Raw genomic sequence first — 14386 nt, 5'->3', positions numbered from 1 at the left:
AAAGGGAGGCGGCGTTATGTGCCGCCTCCCGTCGTTTCAGATCGTCAAACGATCACATGTCTGCGCCCATGACCTTTTCGTCAGCAACCATCTGCTGGGTCTTTGCCAGCTCGGGGTCGGACACGAGGCCGTAGTTGGCGAGCGGGCCGGACGGGCCTGCCAGATCGTCGGAGATGAAGAACTGTGCGTATTCCTTGAGGCCCGGGATCACGCCGATATGGGCTTTCTTCACGTAGAAGAACAGCGGGCGGGACACAGGGTATTCACCGGATGCGATGGTGGCGGTTGTCGGCTCGATGCCGGACATGGTGGCCACTTTCAGCTTGTCTGTGTTGTTCTCGTAGAAAGCGAGGCCAAACACACCGATGCCGTTTGTGTTGGCGTCGATACGGGCGAGGGTTTCGGTGTAGTCGCCATCGATGTCGACCGACTTGCCGTCCTGACGCACGTCAAGGCAGGCGTCTTCAGCGTCGTCTTCGGACATGCCACCAGCGATCATGGCTTCCATTGCACCAGTTGCTTCACAGCCGATCAGCAGAACTTTTTCTTCGAACACTTCGCGTGTGCCGTGCTTGGTGCCCGGAATGAACATCGCGATTTCCGCATCCGGCAGGTCGGCGTTGAATTCGGACCATGAGGTGTGCGTGTTGTCTACGATCGCGCCGTCTTTCAGAACCTTCGCGCCGATAGCGTTGAAGATGTCGGAGGGTTCGAACGCGGTGAAGGCAGGACCGGACTGCTGCGAGGCAAACACGATGCCGTCATAGCCGATGCGCACTTCGATGATGTCGGTCACGCCGTTCTCGGCACACACAGCGACTTCGCTTTCGCGGATCGCGCGGGATGCGTTTGCAACGTCGATGGTGTTTTCGCCAACGCCTTCGCAGAAGCGCTTGAGGCCCGAGGACGAACCGCCGGATTCAACAACAGGTGTTGGGAAGTCGGTATTGTCGCCAAATGCCTCGGCCACGATGGACGCGTAGGGCAGGACGGTGGACGACCCTGCGACCTGCACGTTGTCACGCGCTGCGGCTGCAGTTGCGGAAACGGCAGCGATAGCAAGCGCCGATACAGAGAGTTTCACGGACATGATGTCAGCTCCTTGGTTGGATATCTCTCGGCCATCCCCCTGATGACCGTTGGCGGTGGGTCTATTCATGTTCGGCCATGCTTTTGTGACAGTTACGTAACGGTTTTATGACACAGGTCACTGCATCAGCATAAATGGCAGATGTGCATCGCAACACATTGTTTTAAAGCGTTTAAAATTCTCACCCTTACGCAGCGGAAGGCGAAGCCTGGGACTGAAATAAGGTCAATCGGAGGTTGGCGAACGCAGGATAACCGCCGTTTGTGTAACATCCGGTGCGACTCGGTTCCGGGGCGATTCCCAAAACACATGTGTTTGATCGGAGGGGGCTGAACGCAGGACTTATCAGGAGGTTGGTCAAAACCAGAGCAGCGCTTTGAACATTAAGTTTGCCATTTAACGCTCTGTTAACATGAAAATATGGAGCGCAATATCCGCATCTCATGTTGCAACCAAGTAGAAATGTCACCGGTTTTGCAAAGTAGAAATGTCACCAAATGCGCTGAGGGGAGCAAGGCTTTTGAGCCCGGAGACTTCAACTATCGCAGGGCTGAAAAGCCTTGCGGCGATCAGTGAAAGAGATTCTGTTTCTCTACCTTTGTGAAGAAGGCGGCTAGCCCTTCCTCCTTCACGGTCTTTTCGAATTGCTGCCAGGCAAGACCATCTGCAAGGAAAGGCTCATCATACAACGTCGTCGTGCCGAACTCGTTGATGACCTCCAAATACCAGCTTGGATCAATGGTCGTTTTGTAGATCTCAACCGTCAAAAATCGTCCATCGATCTCCACGTCGGCGCATAGTTCAGAGAAGATCACGTCGACATCGTCATCGGTATCCATGGTCACATCCTTCTTACCGTTGCGCCGCTTGCGCAGTTGTCTTCTTCACTCGCGCATCTGATGGACGTCCTGGCCGTCGGCCGTTTGACTTATATCCCATCTTCTCAGAGTTCGTACGGACCTTGGGCTTTGGGGGCGCCGCATCCTGCATCTCTTTGATATGCTCAAGCACGGCGCTCAGGTTCTTGTTGCTGGTGATCGCCGCATGAGTAACGCGTTGGTCCATGTCAAAAAACCTGTAGGGTAGGGAATAGCCTTTCCAGCGGACCTCAAACCGACCGTCCACAAAGGCATAGGTGTCCACATATTTGCCGACCAGACCGCGCGTGAGGTCGTTCTCTTCGAGCATGATGCGCTTGCGCTCATAGGAAAACGTCAACTGCTTGCCGACATAGCGGTTCTCACGCCAGCACAAAACGTCCGCAAGACGATCCGGTTCTACGTTAAGAGCACGGTGCAGATTGTCTGATTTGGCCGGAGCTTTGGCGAATTTGGCGTTGTGACGCTCTTTGAACCCCTGCAGATAGGCGTTTCCAGCCTCCATGTCAGAAATATCCGCCAGGCGGAGCTCCTTGACCAACCTGTCCTGCAATGTTCGGTTCGCGCGCTCGACACGACCTTTGGCTTGGCTCGAATTGGCGCACAGAATCTCAATGTTCAACTCGCTCAAGGCGCGCCCAAACTGGGTCATTCGCGCGCCGCCCTTAGCGTCTTCCTTGGCCACGCGAAATACCGTGTGCTTGTCGGAATAGAATGCAACAGGGCGCCCATGGGTTTGCAGATAGCGCTCCAAAGCCTCGAAATAGCTGAATGTACTTTCCGACTTCACGAACCGCAGCTCCATCAAGGTGCTGGTCGCGTCGTCAATAAAAACCAGTAGAGTGCAAGGCGGCGCGCGGTCTTCAAACCAACGATGATCCGAGCCATCGATCTGAATCAACTCGCCATAGCATTCCCGGCGCAGGCGCGGTCGATGAAACTGGCGGCGCTGTTTGCGGGACAGCCAAAGGCCATCCTCAACCATCCACTTGCGCACAGTCTCGCGCGAGACTGTGAGCCCGTGATGTTCGGACAGCATCTCAGCCGCAAGCGTCGGTCCGAAGTCAGGATACTGTTCTTTGATGACGCTCAAAGCATAGTCGCGTTTAGCCGCGTGGATTTGATTGTTTGGCGAACGCCCCCGCGACTTGTGCCGGAGCGCTGAAGCTCCGTCCTGACGATACCGCTTCAACAGTCGGAATATCTGCCGACGCGTCAGGTCCAACATGTTCGCCGCATTGTCGACGCTCAGCCGACCGTCATCGACCTGCGCCAAAACCTCAACCCGGTTCAACTCGCGCTCGCTCATCAATACCCATCCCATGTCCGCTCATCCTCTCATCAGTTTGCGAGGAGAGTGACATTCCTGAATTGCTCATGGGTGACATTATCGCTTTGCGCGTACATCTAAAATTCGTATAATCAGTATTATGTAATAAAGATATAAATCTGTTTCTGGACAAACCCCAGTTTTGCAACTTAGAGCATACGGATGAACCTTCGGCAAAACCTCATGACACCGGAACAAAACGCAGCCCTTTTGGATCTGACGCATTCCAACAGCATCGAAGAGCTGTGGGACCTTCACTGCCGTCGCATGGCCGAATGTGGCTTTGATCGCTTGCTCTATGGCTTCACACGGTTTCGCACCGCAACTTCGCTTGGCGACCCGGATGATTTCATCGTCTTGTCGAATATCGACACAGCCTATGTGAATGCGTTTGTCAACGAAGGCATGTACCGCTCGGCGCCAATGGTGCGCTGGGCTTTGGACAATGACGGCGCAGCAAGCTGGTCGGTGCTGCAGATGATGATGCAGAGCGGAACCGTCACCGAGGACGAAAAGCGTATTCTGAACTTCAATGCACAGCACAAGATCACGGCAGGCTATTCGATCAGTTTTCGCAGCCTGTCGGATCGCGCCAAAGGTGCTATTGCGCTGATTGCGCGGGACGGTCTGTCGCAAAAGGATGTGGACGCGCTGTGGGATCAATCCGGTGAACTGATCCAACTGATGAACAACATCGTGCATCTGAAGATCCTCACCCTGCCCTATACTCCGCCGAATCAATCGCTCACAAAGCGGCAGCGTGAAGCGCTGGAATGGGTCGGCGGCGGAAAGACCACGCAGGACATCGCGACCATCATGGGGCTAACGCCAGCGACCGTGGAAAAGCATCTGCGCCTTGCGCGTGAAGCGTTGAACGTTGACACCACGGCACAGGCGGTTCTGAAAGCAGCGCTGCAAAATCAGATGTTTATCACCGATCGCTAGAGGCGTGAAAAAACTGTGAGGTCAGGAAATCCTGACTTCCTTGACCCAGCGTAAATTGGCACAGTGGTGATGTTCCGTGAGTGGTGGCAATTTTAGCCAAGGAACGCGGGACCCGCACCCATGATATTGCTTTGGCTCTGCGGGTCTCATTCGAAAGTCACTTGGTGTGTTGTGGCAAAGACCTGTCCCGGTTGATTGCTTTCACCCACCGAGGGGCCACATCATCCCCAAAATGATGTGTGTCCATTGCTCCCGCAAAAAAGCGGCGCTGTTCATTTCAACAGCGCCGCTTACTTATTTCAGTCTTAGATCAGAGACTTAGCCCTGAGCGGCCTTTGCAACCTCGGCTGCGAAGTCTTCGACCTTTTTCTCGATGCCTTCACCAACTTCGAGGCGAACAAAACCAGTGATTTCAACACCAGCTTCTTTGGCCGCATCTTCGACGGTCAGATCCGGGTTAACCACAAAAGCCTGACCCAGCAGCGTGACTTCGCTGAGGAACTTCTTCATGCGGCCTTCGATCATCTTTTCGATAACCTGCTCGGGCTTGCCTGACTCGCGCGCGATGTCGATCTGGATCTGACGCTCTTTCTCGATAACCGACGGATCAAGGTCAGCCGAGGACAGCGACGCCGGGTTCACAGCCGCGATGTGCATCGCAACCTGCTTGCCGAACGCTTCGTTTTCAGCCGACAGCGCAACCAGAACGCCGATCTTGCCCATGCCGTCCGCCGCAGCGTTGTGCACGTAAGACACGACCTGACCACCTTCGAGCGTGGACATGCGACGCAGCGACATGTTCTCGCCGATTGTGGCGATCTTGTCGGTGATCATGTCCTGAACGGTTTTGCCACCAACGGTTGTGGTTTTGAGGTCTTCAATATCGCTTGCAGTCAGCGCGGCGCCGGAAATGGCATCGACCATCGCCTGGAATTCCGCGTTCTTGCCGACGAAATCGGTTTCCGAGTTCACTTCGACGGCAACGCCTTTGCCGCCGTCAACCTTGACCGCGACAAGACCTTCGGCCGCAGTGCGGTCGGATTTCTTGGCGGCTTTGGCCAGACCCTTGGTGCGCAGCCAGTCTGCTGCGGCTTCCATGTCACCGTTGGTTTCGACAAGCGCCTTCTTGGCGTCCATCATGCCTGCGCTGGTCAGTTCGCGCAGTTCCTTCACGAGTGCTGCTGTGATCGCCATCTTGGCTCTCCTCATTTCAAATTCAGGCGTGGTGGGCCGTTTGTTCAACGGCCCTGCCCTGTCATATCGATGTAACGGCGCGGTAACGCGCGTTTACGCGGTCGCGTCTTCTGCTGCGGCTTCGGCCAGCGTTTCTTCGACCGGTGCCTCTTCGAGCGCGCCAAGGTCAACACCGGCAGCACCCATCTGGGCGGTCATGCCGTCAAGCGCTGCACGGGACACGAGGTCACAGTAGAGGCTGATCGCGCGGGCGGCGTCGTCGTTGCCCGGGATGATGTAGTCTACGCCAGCAGGCGAGCAGTTGGTGTCGACGATTGCCACAACCGGGATACCCAGCTTGTTGGCTTCGGCCACGGCCAGTGCTTCTTTCTTGACGTCGATGACGAACAGCAGATCCGGCACACCGCCCATTTCGCGGATACCGCCGAGCGACGCTTGCAGTTTGCCTTGCTCGCGCTCCATGCCCAAACGCTCTTTCTTGGTCAGGCCTTCAGCGCCATTCGCCATTTGCTCGTCAATCTGCTTGAGACGCTGAATCGACTTGGAAACGGTCTGCCAGTTGGTGAGCGTGCCGCCCAGCCAGCGGTGGTTCATATAGTATTGTGCGCACTTTTCAGCGGCTTCCGCGATCGGCATCTGTGCCTGACGCTTGGTGCCGACGAAGAGAATACGACCGTTCTTCGCGACGGTTTCACGGATCACGTTCAGTGCTGCGTCGAGCATCGGAACGGTCTGCGTGAGGTCCATGATGTGGATGCCGTTGCGCGCGCCATAGATGAACTCGCCCATGCGGGGGTTCCAACGCTGCGTCTGGTGGCCGAAGTGTACGCCTGCTTCAAGCAGTTGGCGCAATGTGAACTCTGGAAGAGCCATTGTCGTTATCCTTTCCGGTTTCAGTCCTCAGCGGGGGTATCAGCCTGTTGGCCAACCGGTGGACGTTTGAGGATGTCTCCCCCAAAGGCCCGACCCCGCCTGTGGTGTCAGTGGCGCGCGTATAGCGGGGGTTTCCGCGGTGCGCAAGCCCTCAGGGACCGGACTCGGGATCAGCCTTGGGCGACGGGTTCCGGTGCCGTCCATTCGGCGATGCGTTCCGGCGTCAGCACCCTGTCACGCATTCGGATGAACGCGCTGAGTGCCTGTGTCTGCAGGAAGTCGAGGACAGGATCAGCCCTGAACTCGGCCAACCGCGCGTTCAGGGCATCTCGGTGCCGTAGGATCGAGGTGTCCTGTCCGCCATTCTTGTTCTGGCGGCGATAGAATTTGGAATTGAGGAAATACTTTTCACTGACGCGCCCCATGCCATCACCTCGAACGTTCTTCATCAGAAAGACGTCGTCAGAGCGGATGGCATAGTGGTTGATATAGGCGTTGTCCCAGCTCAGGTTCTCGACCGGCATCCGGTAGCGCGCCTGATGGCGAACGAACAAGGCGCGCGGGTCACACGTGACGCCCGCACTGTTGACAAGGCACACGTACCCGGACAGCGGTTCTTTCGGCATATGGTCGATTGCGGCACCAAAACTGCGCGGCCGAAACAGGCTTTTGTGCTGCGCGTTCGGCGCGCGAGGTCGGGCTTGTGTCGCGGTAAATGTCTCAAGTACGCTGCCCCCGGTCCAGCGCGTCAACCCGTTGTTCCCAAAAGGCCGCCACATGAGCGCCATCACATCCGCAGTTCCCGCTACGGACAGCAGGTCGGCAACCCTGCCCTGCCCGGCCTGCACGTTCAGAAACTCGTCCGCGTCAATATGCAGAACCTAGTCAAGCTTCTGCACATCGTCCAGCGACAGGAAGTGCTGCATCGCCGATTCCTGCGGACCAAGCCCCTCGGACATGGGATTGTGCACATGGGTCAGGACGCCCATCTGCTGTAACCGTTCCAGCATCATATCGGTGCCGTCCGTGCACGCATTGGTGTAGACAAAGATACGGTCGAACCCCAGCACACTGTGATACGCCACCCATTCCAGAATGAACGGCGCTTCGTTGCGCATACAACTGACAAGCCCAGAGGTGGGCATGGTGGAACCGCCTGTCATGGTGTGACTGCCGTTATTCGACTGCTCGTTGCGTCAACGCTAGCGCAGGTCGCCCACGTGACACAACGGGCGTTCACCGCCACGGGTCGGCCTGTGACCTTTGGGCCGACCCGTCAAGCGATGATCGGACTTAGAGAAACACCCGTTCCACAAACCAATATGCACCCACCAGCGCAATGGCCGCCGACGCCGGCACAGCGACGTAGCGGCGGTAGGCGTCAAGCTGATCGACCAGAGTGGCCGATACCGCGCAAAGCACGGAAAGTGCAGCAAGCGGCCAGAAGAACACCATCGCAGATGCGCCCATGATTTCTTGGAAACCGGGCGTGTTCATCGCAAAGCCCAGCCCCACAAAGATCACAGCGAGCACACCGTACAAACCTTGGGCCGGGGCGACATCGGCCTCGCCGCGATCTACCCGGATCGCATACCAGACAAGGATGAACGCGATGGCGATCACCGTCAGTTGGCCCAGTTCGACACCGACGTTGAAGCCGATCAGCGCCGGAACAACCTGCCCTTCAGGCAACCCAAATTCCCCAAGGACACTGGCAAAGCCCAAACCGTGCAGCAAGCCAAAGCCAAAAATGATGAACGGTCGCCAGCGGTTCAGTTTGTCGGACACGATGTTTTCAACCGCGACATAGACGATAGAGGCCGCAATCAGGGGCTCTACGATACTGCCAGGCACCGATACGATACCAAGGACTGCCATCGCCAGGGTCACCGTGTGCGCCAGTGTGAAGGAGGTCACCTGCCACAAGAGCGGCGCAAAGCGTGTGGACAGGAAGAAAAGGCCCAGAACAAACAGAATGTGATCCAAGCCTTTGGGGAGGATGTGGTCGAACCCGACCGGGATATAGGTTGCGAACGTGGCCCAACCGCTTGCTTCGTCACCGCCGCTCAACTGGATGTCACCGCTGCTTTGACCGCCTTCGAGATAGCCGGTGTAGGGTTCTTCGACCCCTTGCTGGCGCAGCACCAGCGCGCCATAGGCCGCGGGCCAAGTGAGGCTGATGGCGTTTGCCCCATCCGGCAGTGGGCCGCTCAAGGACAAAACGGTGTCACGTGGCAGTTCCGTGTTGCCCACAACATCCACGTCGATCTGAGTTGTGGTCAGATCCACCGGCACGCCTCCAGCGGTCACGCTGAGGCTTTGGATGAAGTCCGACATGCGCGGCTCGAGTTCGCCTCTCAAGGCTTCAGGCTCGAGCGCGCGGAGGCGATCCACCTCTTCGGATGCGTCCAATGCGTCGGTGTTGTCGATCCCTTCAAGGCTGACATCAGCGACCAAGGCTTCGCCGTTCAGGGTGAGAGTGATGTCCACCTGACCTTCGGCCACTTCAAGATCACCAATCGCCGGGCGCACCTCGTGGGCGGACACCATGGCGGCCGCCATCATCAAACACAGACTGACCCAAATCGCTTTCATGACACACATCCTTTTGACCAACCGATGAAGTTGATGCATCCACGCGTGGCTTCAAGAAAAGTTTCAAGAAACCGAACAAAAATCGGCGCTTAAAGCGCAGTCATCCCATCGCGGAAGCGGCGCATATTGGCCTGATAACCAGTTGCGCTTTTACGCAGGCCTTCGATGGCCGCTGCATCAAGCGCGCGCACCACCTTGCCGGGGACCCCCATAACCAAAGACCCATCGGGAATTTCTTTGCCTTCGGTGATCAAGGCCCCTGCCCCGATCAGGCAGTTGTTGCCGATCTTGGCACCATTGAGCACCGTGGCCCCCATCCCAATCAGGGAATTGTCGCCAATCGTGCAGCCATGCAGCATGACCTTGTGACCGATAGTGCAGCCTTTGCCGATGGTCAGCGGATAGCCTAAATCGGTGTGAAGCACGCAGTTTTCCTGAATGTTGCTGCCTTCGCCCACGGTGATCACCTCGTTGTCGCCGCGCAACGTTGCACAGAACCAGACGCTGGCTGCGCTTTCGACGACAATGCGCCCGATCAGGTTTGCATCCGGTGCGACCCAAGTGTCTTCAGCGATTTTCGGCGCGATGCCGTCCAAAACGTAGAGCGTCATGTCAGGTCCTCGAATTCCTGTTGGAGCTTGCGAACGTGATCCACCAAGCCCGGCTGCTGCAAGCGCCGCAAGCGAGTGGCTGTGACAATGGTCTTTAGGCGCTCGAAGGTCTGGTCCAGATCATCATTGATCAGCACATAGTCGTAGCTGCCCCAGTGGCTGATTTCGTCCCAGCTTTTGAGCATCCGTTTGCCGATAGTCTCGGCACTGTCCTGCCCACGGCTTTCCAGACGGCGGCGCAGTTCCTCGATCGACGGCGGGAGAATGAAGATCGACAGGGTATGTGGGCCAAGGGACGAATTCACGATCTGCTGCGCGCCTTGCCAGTCGATGTCGAATAACACGTCGTTGCCCGCGTCGATCGCGGTCTGAACGGGTTTGCGCGGGCTGCCGTAGAAATTGCCGAACACATGTGCATGTTCAAGCATGTCACCGTTGTTCACGTCGCGTTTGAAGGCGTCTTCGCTCAGGAAATGGTAATGCTCACCGTCCACTTCGCCGGGACGCGGTGCGCGGGTGGTGACCGAGACCGAAAAACTGAGGCTTTCGTCCCAATCCAGCAGACGCCGCGACAGGGTCGATTTTCCTGCGCCCGAAGGCGAGGACAAGATCACCAGCAATCCACGTCGGTTGATCATGGCTTACTCCACATTCTGGACCTGTTCGCGCATCTGTTCGATGACGGTTTTCAATTCCAGCCCCACAGCCGTCAATGGCGCCGATTGAGCCTTGGAACACAGAGTGTTGGCCTCGCGGTTGAATTCCTGCATCAGGAAATCCAGCTTGCGCCCTACAGCGCCACCGGCTCCAAGAAGGGCTCGCGCCGCATCGACATGGGTGCGCAGTCGGTCAATTTCTTCGGTCACGTCAGCTTTGACGGCGATCAATGCCAGTTCCTGCGCGACGCGCTGTTCGTCAAAGCCGTCATGCGCGTCTACCACACGCGCCATAGCGGCGCGCATCCGGTCCGCCTGTTCGTTTTTTCGGGCTTCAGCGACAGTATCGGCTTGTGATACCAGAGCCGCGATCTGGTCCACCTGCCCATTCAGCACATCCTCAAGCGCCGCCCCTTCGGAGTTCCGGGAGTCGATAAAGCTGTCGAGAACAGGGGCGAAATCCGCAACCAGTGCAGCACGCACTTCCGCTGGGTCGGATTGCTGATGCGCAATGTCCATGACGCCGCGCACTGTGATCAGATCGGCGGCGGATGATGCAGTCAGCGACAAGCCCCGCGCCATGGCCTCTGCTTCGATGTGCATCATGGCGGTCAGGACGCGGTCAAGCTGCGCCTCGTTCAGTTCCTGTGCAGGTTCGGTGCCGTTGGATTGCAGCCGGAGCGAGACCGTCACGCTGCCCCGTGCCACGCGTTTGGTGACCAGCGCGCGCAGCGTCTGTTCCAGACCGTCGACCCAATCCGGCACCCGCACCCGGATGTCGAGGCCGCGAGCGTTCACGCTGCGCAGATCCCAAGTCCAGGTGAGGCCCAAAGCCTCTCCCTGCCCCGACGCAAAACCCGTCATGGATTGACGCATGTCTTTGTCCTCGTTCCCCCGATGTCAGGCGTTGGGTTACGCTGTGCGCCGATGTGATGCAAGCCGATGGCGAGCCGTGAGAAGTTAACCATTTGTTAAGATCCAAGACCAAATTGCGGCAGGAATGTGGTACCTCTTGGGTCGACACTTGGGATGGGACGACACGCAATGATCATCACGTCGATGACACACCATGCACTGACCCGGCACGGGGCGCGTGCACTTGAAATACTGGACACCTATTGGTCAGGCTTCGCAGTGCAGGGAGATCTGCCACTTTGGTCTGATGTTGATCCCGGTCAGTTTCAGGACGCCTTGGATCACGCTTTTCTGGCCGAGAGCTTTGGACGCTCTCATGCCCGCATCCGCGTGGCAGGAGGTTCGGTTTCTGACATGGCAGGCACACCGTGCTCGGGCCTCCCCCTCAGCCTTTTGATCCGTCCTGAGGATCGGACGGCGTTCAACGAGGCAGTACGCCTTTGCCACACAGGCGGTGCTGTCGACATTGACCTGACGACTGGCGCTAATGCTGCCAATCGCGATGTGTCCGCGCGGATGGTTCTCTATCCGCTCAGAGACACGACAGGACGCGTCACGCAACTCTTGGGGGGAGTGGCGGCTATCGGGGATGCACCTGCGCCCGCCGCAGGGCCGTTCGGCGTGGGCAAGGTACGTGCGCGCCCTGCCCTGGCGTGTCGGTCCAGGCTGCGTTTGGTGGTGGACAACACATGAAAAAGGGCGGCCCCGAAGAGCCGCCCCTTATTGAAATCGGTAAACCCGATCAGCCAGCTTTGGCGGCCAATTGTGCCTCGCGACGTGATGTCAGCTCTTCGGCCACAAGGAACGCCAGTTCAAGCGACTGAGACGCGTTAAGGCGCGGGTCGCAGGCTGTGTGGTAGCGGTCGCTCAGGTTTTCCTCGCTCACCGCCCGGACACCTCCGGTGCATTCGGTCACATCTTGACCGGTCATCTCGAAATGCACACCACCGGGAACGGTGCCTTCGGCATTGTGGATGGCGAAGAACTCGCGCACTTCGCGCAGGACCAGATCGAACGGTCGGGTCTTGTAGCCGGTGGACGACTTGATGGTGTTGCCATGCATCGGATCGCAGACCCAAGTGACGTTGGCACCCTCTTCGGCCACGGTCTTGATCAGACGCGGCAGATGTTCGCCCACTTTGCCCGCACCAAAGCGCGCGATCAGGGTCAGCTTGCCCGCCTCATTCTCGGGGTTCAGCTTGGCCATCAGCACCTTGAGATCTTCTGCGGTGGTCGTGGGACCACACTTGAGACCCACCGGGTTCAATACGCCGCGTGCGAATTCCACATGCGCGCCGTCCGGCTGACGGGTGCGGTCCCCGATCCAGATCATGTGACCCGAGCCAGCCAGCCATTTTCCAGAGGTTGAATCCTGACGGGTCAGAGCCTCTTCGTATTCCAGCAGAAGTGATTCATGGCTGGTGTAGAAATCGACAGTCGCCAAAGTGTGCGCCCGATCGCTATCGACCCCTGCAGCTCGCATGAAATCCAGCGTATCGCTGATGCGGTTGGCCATATCGCGGTACTTTTCAGATTCCTCACGGTCGGTGAAGCCCAAGGTCCACTGGTGCACCTGATGCACGTCCGCATAGCCCCCGGTCGAAAAGGCGCGAAGCAGGTTCAGCGTTGCTGCCGCCTGTGTATACGCTTGCAGCATCTTGGCCGGATCGGGAATCCGCGCCTCGGGCGTGAACGCCAGCTCGTTGATGATGTCACCACGGTAGCTGGGCAGTTCCAGACCGTTCACCACCTCGGTCGGCGCAGAACGCGGTTTGGCGAACTGGCCCGCCATGCGGCCCACCTTGACCACGGGCACCTTGGCACCGAAGGTCAGAACCATTGCCATCTGCAACATCACCTTGAAGGTGTCACGGATCGCATTTGCGCTGAACTGGTCGAACGCCTCGGCGCAATCTCCGCCCTGAAGCAAAAACGCATCGCCGCGCGACGCCGCACCCAGAGCTTTTTTAAGCTTCCGCGCTTCGCCCGCAAATACGAGCGGCGGATACTTCGACAGCTGGGCCTCGACAGCCTCAAGCTTTGCCTCATCCGTATAGTCAGGCATCTGCACCCGCGGTTTCGCGCGCCAGCCTGATTTTTGCCACTCGGTCATCGTCTCTACTCCGGTCAATCCAAGTAAGTTAGCGTTAGCGGCCCCGCTATACAGAAACCGCCCCGGTCTGACCAGCAAGGAATCGCCCCCGAACGCTTGACCCCGGGCGTCACTTCTGACCTTGTGACCTGCAACGTGCCGCAGAGCACTGCCCAAGGTCCGAGAAATATGCTACCGACACGCCAGACCGTTGAACTTGATCACGTCCCGAGCCGGCCGCGCCGGTTTGCTTTTGTCTTGCTGCCCGAATTCACCATGCTGTGTTTTGCGGCAGCCGTAGAGTCGTTACGGATCGCAAACCGGATGGCGAACCGCAAACTTTACGATTGGACCATTATCGGCGAAGGCGGTGAAGAAATCACTTGTTCGGCGGGTGTGTCGTTCCGACTGGATTCTGACCTCATCGAAATGAACCGTGACGATGTCGTCATCGTCTGCGGTGGGATCGACGTACAGAAGGCCACCACCAAGCGTGTCATCAACTGGCTGCGCCGCGAAGCCCGGCGCGGGCTGTCGATCGGTGGTCTGTGCACCGCCGCCTACTCTCTGGCGCTGGCTGGGTTGCTGGACGGCAAACGCGCGACGATCCATTGGGAAAATCAGGACAGCTTTACCGAGGAATTCCCCGAAGTGATGCTGACCAAGTCGATCTTCGTGGTCGATGGCAGCCGCATCACCACCGCAGGCGGCACAGCGTCGGTGGACCTGATGCTCAAGATCATTGCCGACGATCACGGCGAAGAACTGGCAGGTGCTGTGGCCGATCAGCTGATCTACAACTCAATCCGTACCGATCAGGATACCCAACGTCTGTCCGTGCCGACCCGCATCGGCGTGCGCCACCCGAAGCTGTCCAAAGTCATCCAGATGATGGAGCAGAACATCGAAGAGCCGATCAGCCCGTCGGTTCTGGCGCAGCAGGTCGGCATGTCGACACGTCAGTTGGAGCGTCTGTTCCGCCGCTACCTCAGCCGCAGCCCCAAGCGCTATTACATGGAACTGCGCCTGCAAAAGGCGCGCAACCTGCTGATGCAAACGGACATGAGCGTGATCAACGTCGCGCTTGCCTGCGGGTTTGCATCGCCTTCGCATTTCTCGAAATGCTACCGGGCACATTACGAAACAACGCCCTACCGCGAACGTGGGGCGCATGCCTCGCGCCTATCCGTCTGAAGCATCGGATCTG

15 protein-coding genes are annotated in these 14386 nt (G+C 58.0%); 3 read left to right on the top strand and 12 right to left on the bottom strand.

Annotation, left to right across the window (positions count from 1 at the left end; all coding sequences use genetic code 11):
• Window positions 1-52: 52 nt before the first annotated feature.
• The 3 genes from ACK3EW_RS08825 to ACK3EW_RS08815 form a co-directional block, all read right to left on the bottom strand.
• Window positions 53-1093, bottom strand: a complete 1041-nt coding sequence (locus tag ACK3EW_RS08825; RefSeq protein WP_493809712.1) for a substrate-binding domain-containing protein — start codon at window positions 1091-1093, stop codon at window positions 53-55.
• A gap of 566 nt (window positions 1094-1659) precedes the next feature.
• Complete coding sequence (locus ACK3EW_RS08820; protein WP_493807331.1) at window positions 1660-1929, bottom strand: hypothetical protein; 270 nt, start codon at window positions 1927-1929, stop codon at window positions 1660-1662.
• 13 nt (window positions 1930-1942) lie between these two features.
• Complete coding sequence (locus ACK3EW_RS08815) at window positions 1943-3292, bottom strand: ISNCY family transposase (protein WP_493809267.1); 1350 nt, start codon at window positions 3290-3292, stop codon at window positions 1943-1945.
• Window positions 3293-3460: 168 nt separating this feature from the next.
• On the opposite strand from ACK3EW_RS08815, the gene ACK3EW_RS08810 reads away from it, so the two are divergent.
• Window positions 3461-4243: a LuxR family transcriptional regulator gene (locus tag ACK3EW_RS08810; RefSeq protein WP_439121484.1), complete on the top strand. Its 783-nt coding sequence runs from the start codon at window positions 3461-3463 to the stop codon at window positions 4241-4243.
• A gap of 318 nt (window positions 4244-4561) precedes the next feature.
• Here the strand turns inward: ACK3EW_RS08810 and tsf are convergent, their stop codons facing one another.
• The 8 genes from tsf to ACK3EW_RS08770 all read right to left on the bottom strand — a co-directional run bounded on the left by tsf (window position 4562) and on the right by ACK3EW_RS08770 (window position 11048).
• The gene (tsf, locus tag ACK3EW_RS08805) at window positions 4562-5437 is read right to left on the bottom strand and encodes a translation elongation factor Ts (RefSeq protein WP_493809266.1); all 876 of its coding nucleotides are present in this window, start codon (window positions 5435-5437) and stop codon (window positions 4562-4564) included.
• 93 nt (window positions 5438-5530) lie between these two features.
• Complete coding sequence (gene rpsB / locus ACK3EW_RS08800) at window positions 5531-6310, bottom strand: 30S ribosomal protein S2 (protein ID WP_493809265.1); 780 nt, start codon at window positions 6308-6310, stop codon at window positions 5531-5533.
• A 170-nt stretch (window positions 6311-6480) separates the two neighbouring features.
• Complete coding sequence (locus ACK3EW_RS08795; RefSeq protein WP_493809264.1) at window positions 6481-7158, bottom strand: hypothetical protein; 678 nt, start codon at window positions 7156-7158, stop codon at window positions 6481-6483.
• A 33-nt stretch (window positions 7159-7191) separates the two neighbouring features.
• Window positions 7192-7473: a glycosyltransferase family 2 protein gene (locus ACK3EW_RS08790; protein ID WP_493809263.1), complete on the bottom strand. Its 282-nt coding sequence runs from the start codon at window positions 7471-7473 to the stop codon at window positions 7192-7194.
• Window positions 7474-7603: 130 nt separating this feature from the next.
• On the bottom strand, window positions 7604-8905 hold the full coding sequence (locus ACK3EW_RS08785; RefSeq protein ID WP_493809262.1) for a HupE/UreJ family protein: 1302 nt from the start codon (window positions 8903-8905) through the stop codon (window positions 7604-7606).
• A gap of 89 nt (window positions 8906-8994) precedes the next feature.
• The gene (locus ACK3EW_RS08780; RefSeq protein ID WP_493809261.1) at window positions 8995-9516 is read right to left on the bottom strand and encodes a gamma carbonic anhydrase family protein; all 522 of its coding nucleotides are present in this window, start codon (window positions 9514-9516) and stop codon (window positions 8995-8997) included.
• Entirely contained in the window at window positions 9513-10154 is a 642-nt protein-coding gene (gene gmk / locus ACK3EW_RS08775; protein ID WP_493809260.1) for a guanylate kinase, read from the bottom strand. The genes ACK3EW_RS08780 and gmk overlap by 4 nt, the downstream gene beginning before the upstream one ends.
• A 3-nt stretch (window positions 10155-10157) precedes the next feature.
• The gene (locus tag ACK3EW_RS08770; RefSeq protein WP_493809259.1) at window positions 10158-11048 is read right to left on the bottom strand and encodes a YicC/YloC family endoribonuclease; all 891 of its coding nucleotides are present in this window, start codon (window positions 11046-11048) and stop codon (window positions 10158-10160) included.
• A 168-nt stretch (window positions 11049-11216) separates the two neighbouring features.
• Between ACK3EW_RS08770 and ACK3EW_RS08765 the strand changes: the two genes are divergently transcribed.
• Window positions 11217-11780 carry a PAS domain-containing protein gene (locus ACK3EW_RS08765; protein WP_493809258.1) on the top strand — a complete coding sequence of 188 codons (564 nt, stop codon included), beginning with the start codon at window positions 11217-11219 and terminating at the stop codon, window positions 11778-11780.
• 49 nt (window positions 11781-11829) lie between these two features.
• On the opposite strand, the gene ACK3EW_RS08760 is transcribed toward ACK3EW_RS08765, so the two are convergent.
• Window positions 11830-13200, bottom strand: a complete 1371-nt coding sequence (locus ACK3EW_RS08760; protein ID WP_493809257.1) for a class II 3-deoxy-7-phosphoheptulonate synthase — start codon at window positions 13198-13200, stop codon at window positions 11830-11832.
• A gap of 168 nt (window positions 13201-13368) precedes the next feature.
• Here ACK3EW_RS08760 and ACK3EW_RS08755 point away from each other — a divergent pair, with 168 nt between their 5' ends.
• Window positions 13369-14373 (top strand): GlxA family transcriptional regulator, encoded by a 1005-nt coding sequence (locus ACK3EW_RS08755; protein WP_493809256.1) that lies wholly within the window; start codon window positions 13369-13371, stop codon window positions 14371-14373.
• The last annotated feature ends 13 nt before the right edge of the window (window positions 14374-14386 follow it).

It is taken from the genome of Marivita sp. NO-S04 (genome assembly GCF_059070475.1).
Note: the sequence above shows the minus strand (reverse complement) of the source record. Positions and strands in the feature narration are given on the sequence as shown.

What these genes read in the sequence shown, in the direction of transcription:
- ACK3EW_RS08820 (WP_493807331.1), bottom strand. Translation starts at nt 1,929, where the DNA reads ATGGATACCGATGACGATGTCGACGTGATCTTCTCTGAACTATGCGCC.
- ACK3EW_RS08815 (WP_493809267.1), bottom strand. Translation starts at nt 3,292, where the DNA reads ATGGGATGGGTATTGATGAGCGAGCGCGAGTTGAACCGGGTTGAGGTT.
- ACK3EW_RS08810 (WP_439121484.1), top strand. Translation starts at nt 3,461, where the DNA reads ATGAACCTTCGGCAAAACCTCATGACACCGGAACAAAACGCAGCCCTT.
- tsf (WP_493809266.1), bottom strand. Translation starts at nt 5,437, where the DNA reads ATGGCGATCACAGCAGCACTCGTGAAGGAACTGCGCGAACTGACCAGC.
- rpsB (WP_493809265.1), bottom strand. Translation starts at nt 6,310, where the DNA reads ATGGCTCTTCCAGAGTTCACATTGCGCCAACTGCTTGAAGCAGGCGTA.
- ACK3EW_RS08790 (WP_493809263.1), bottom strand. Translation starts at nt 7,473, where the DNA reads ATGACAGGCGGTTCCACCATGCCCACCTCTGGGCTTGTCAGTTGTATG.
- ACK3EW_RS08785 (WP_493809262.1), bottom strand. Translation starts at nt 8,905, where the DNA reads ATGAAAGCGATTTGGGTCAGTCTGTGTTTGATGATGGCGGCCGCCATG.
- ACK3EW_RS08780 (WP_493809261.1), bottom strand. Translation starts at nt 9,516, where the DNA reads ATGACGCTCTACGTTTTGGACGGCATCGCGCCGAAAATCGCTGAAGAC.
- gmk (WP_493809260.1), bottom strand. Translation starts at nt 10,154, where the DNA reads ATGATCAACCGACGTGGATTGCTGGTGATCTTGTCCTCGCCTTCGGGC.
- ACK3EW_RS08770 (WP_493809259.1), bottom strand. Translation starts at nt 11,048, where the DNA reads ATGCGTCAATCCATGACGGGTTTTGCGTCGGGGCAGGGAGAGGCTTTG.
- ACK3EW_RS08765 (WP_493809258.1), top strand. Translation starts at nt 11,217, where the DNA reads ATGATCATCACGTCGATGACACACCATGCACTGACCCGGCACGGGGCG.
- ACK3EW_RS08760 (WP_493809257.1), bottom strand. Translation starts at nt 13,200, where the DNA reads ATGACCGAGTGGCAAAAATCAGGCTGGCGCGCGAAACCGCGGGTGCAG.
- ACK3EW_RS08755 (WP_493809256.1), top strand. Translation starts at nt 13,369, where the DNA reads ATGCTACCGACACGCCAGACCGTTGAACTTGATCACGTCCCGAGCCGG.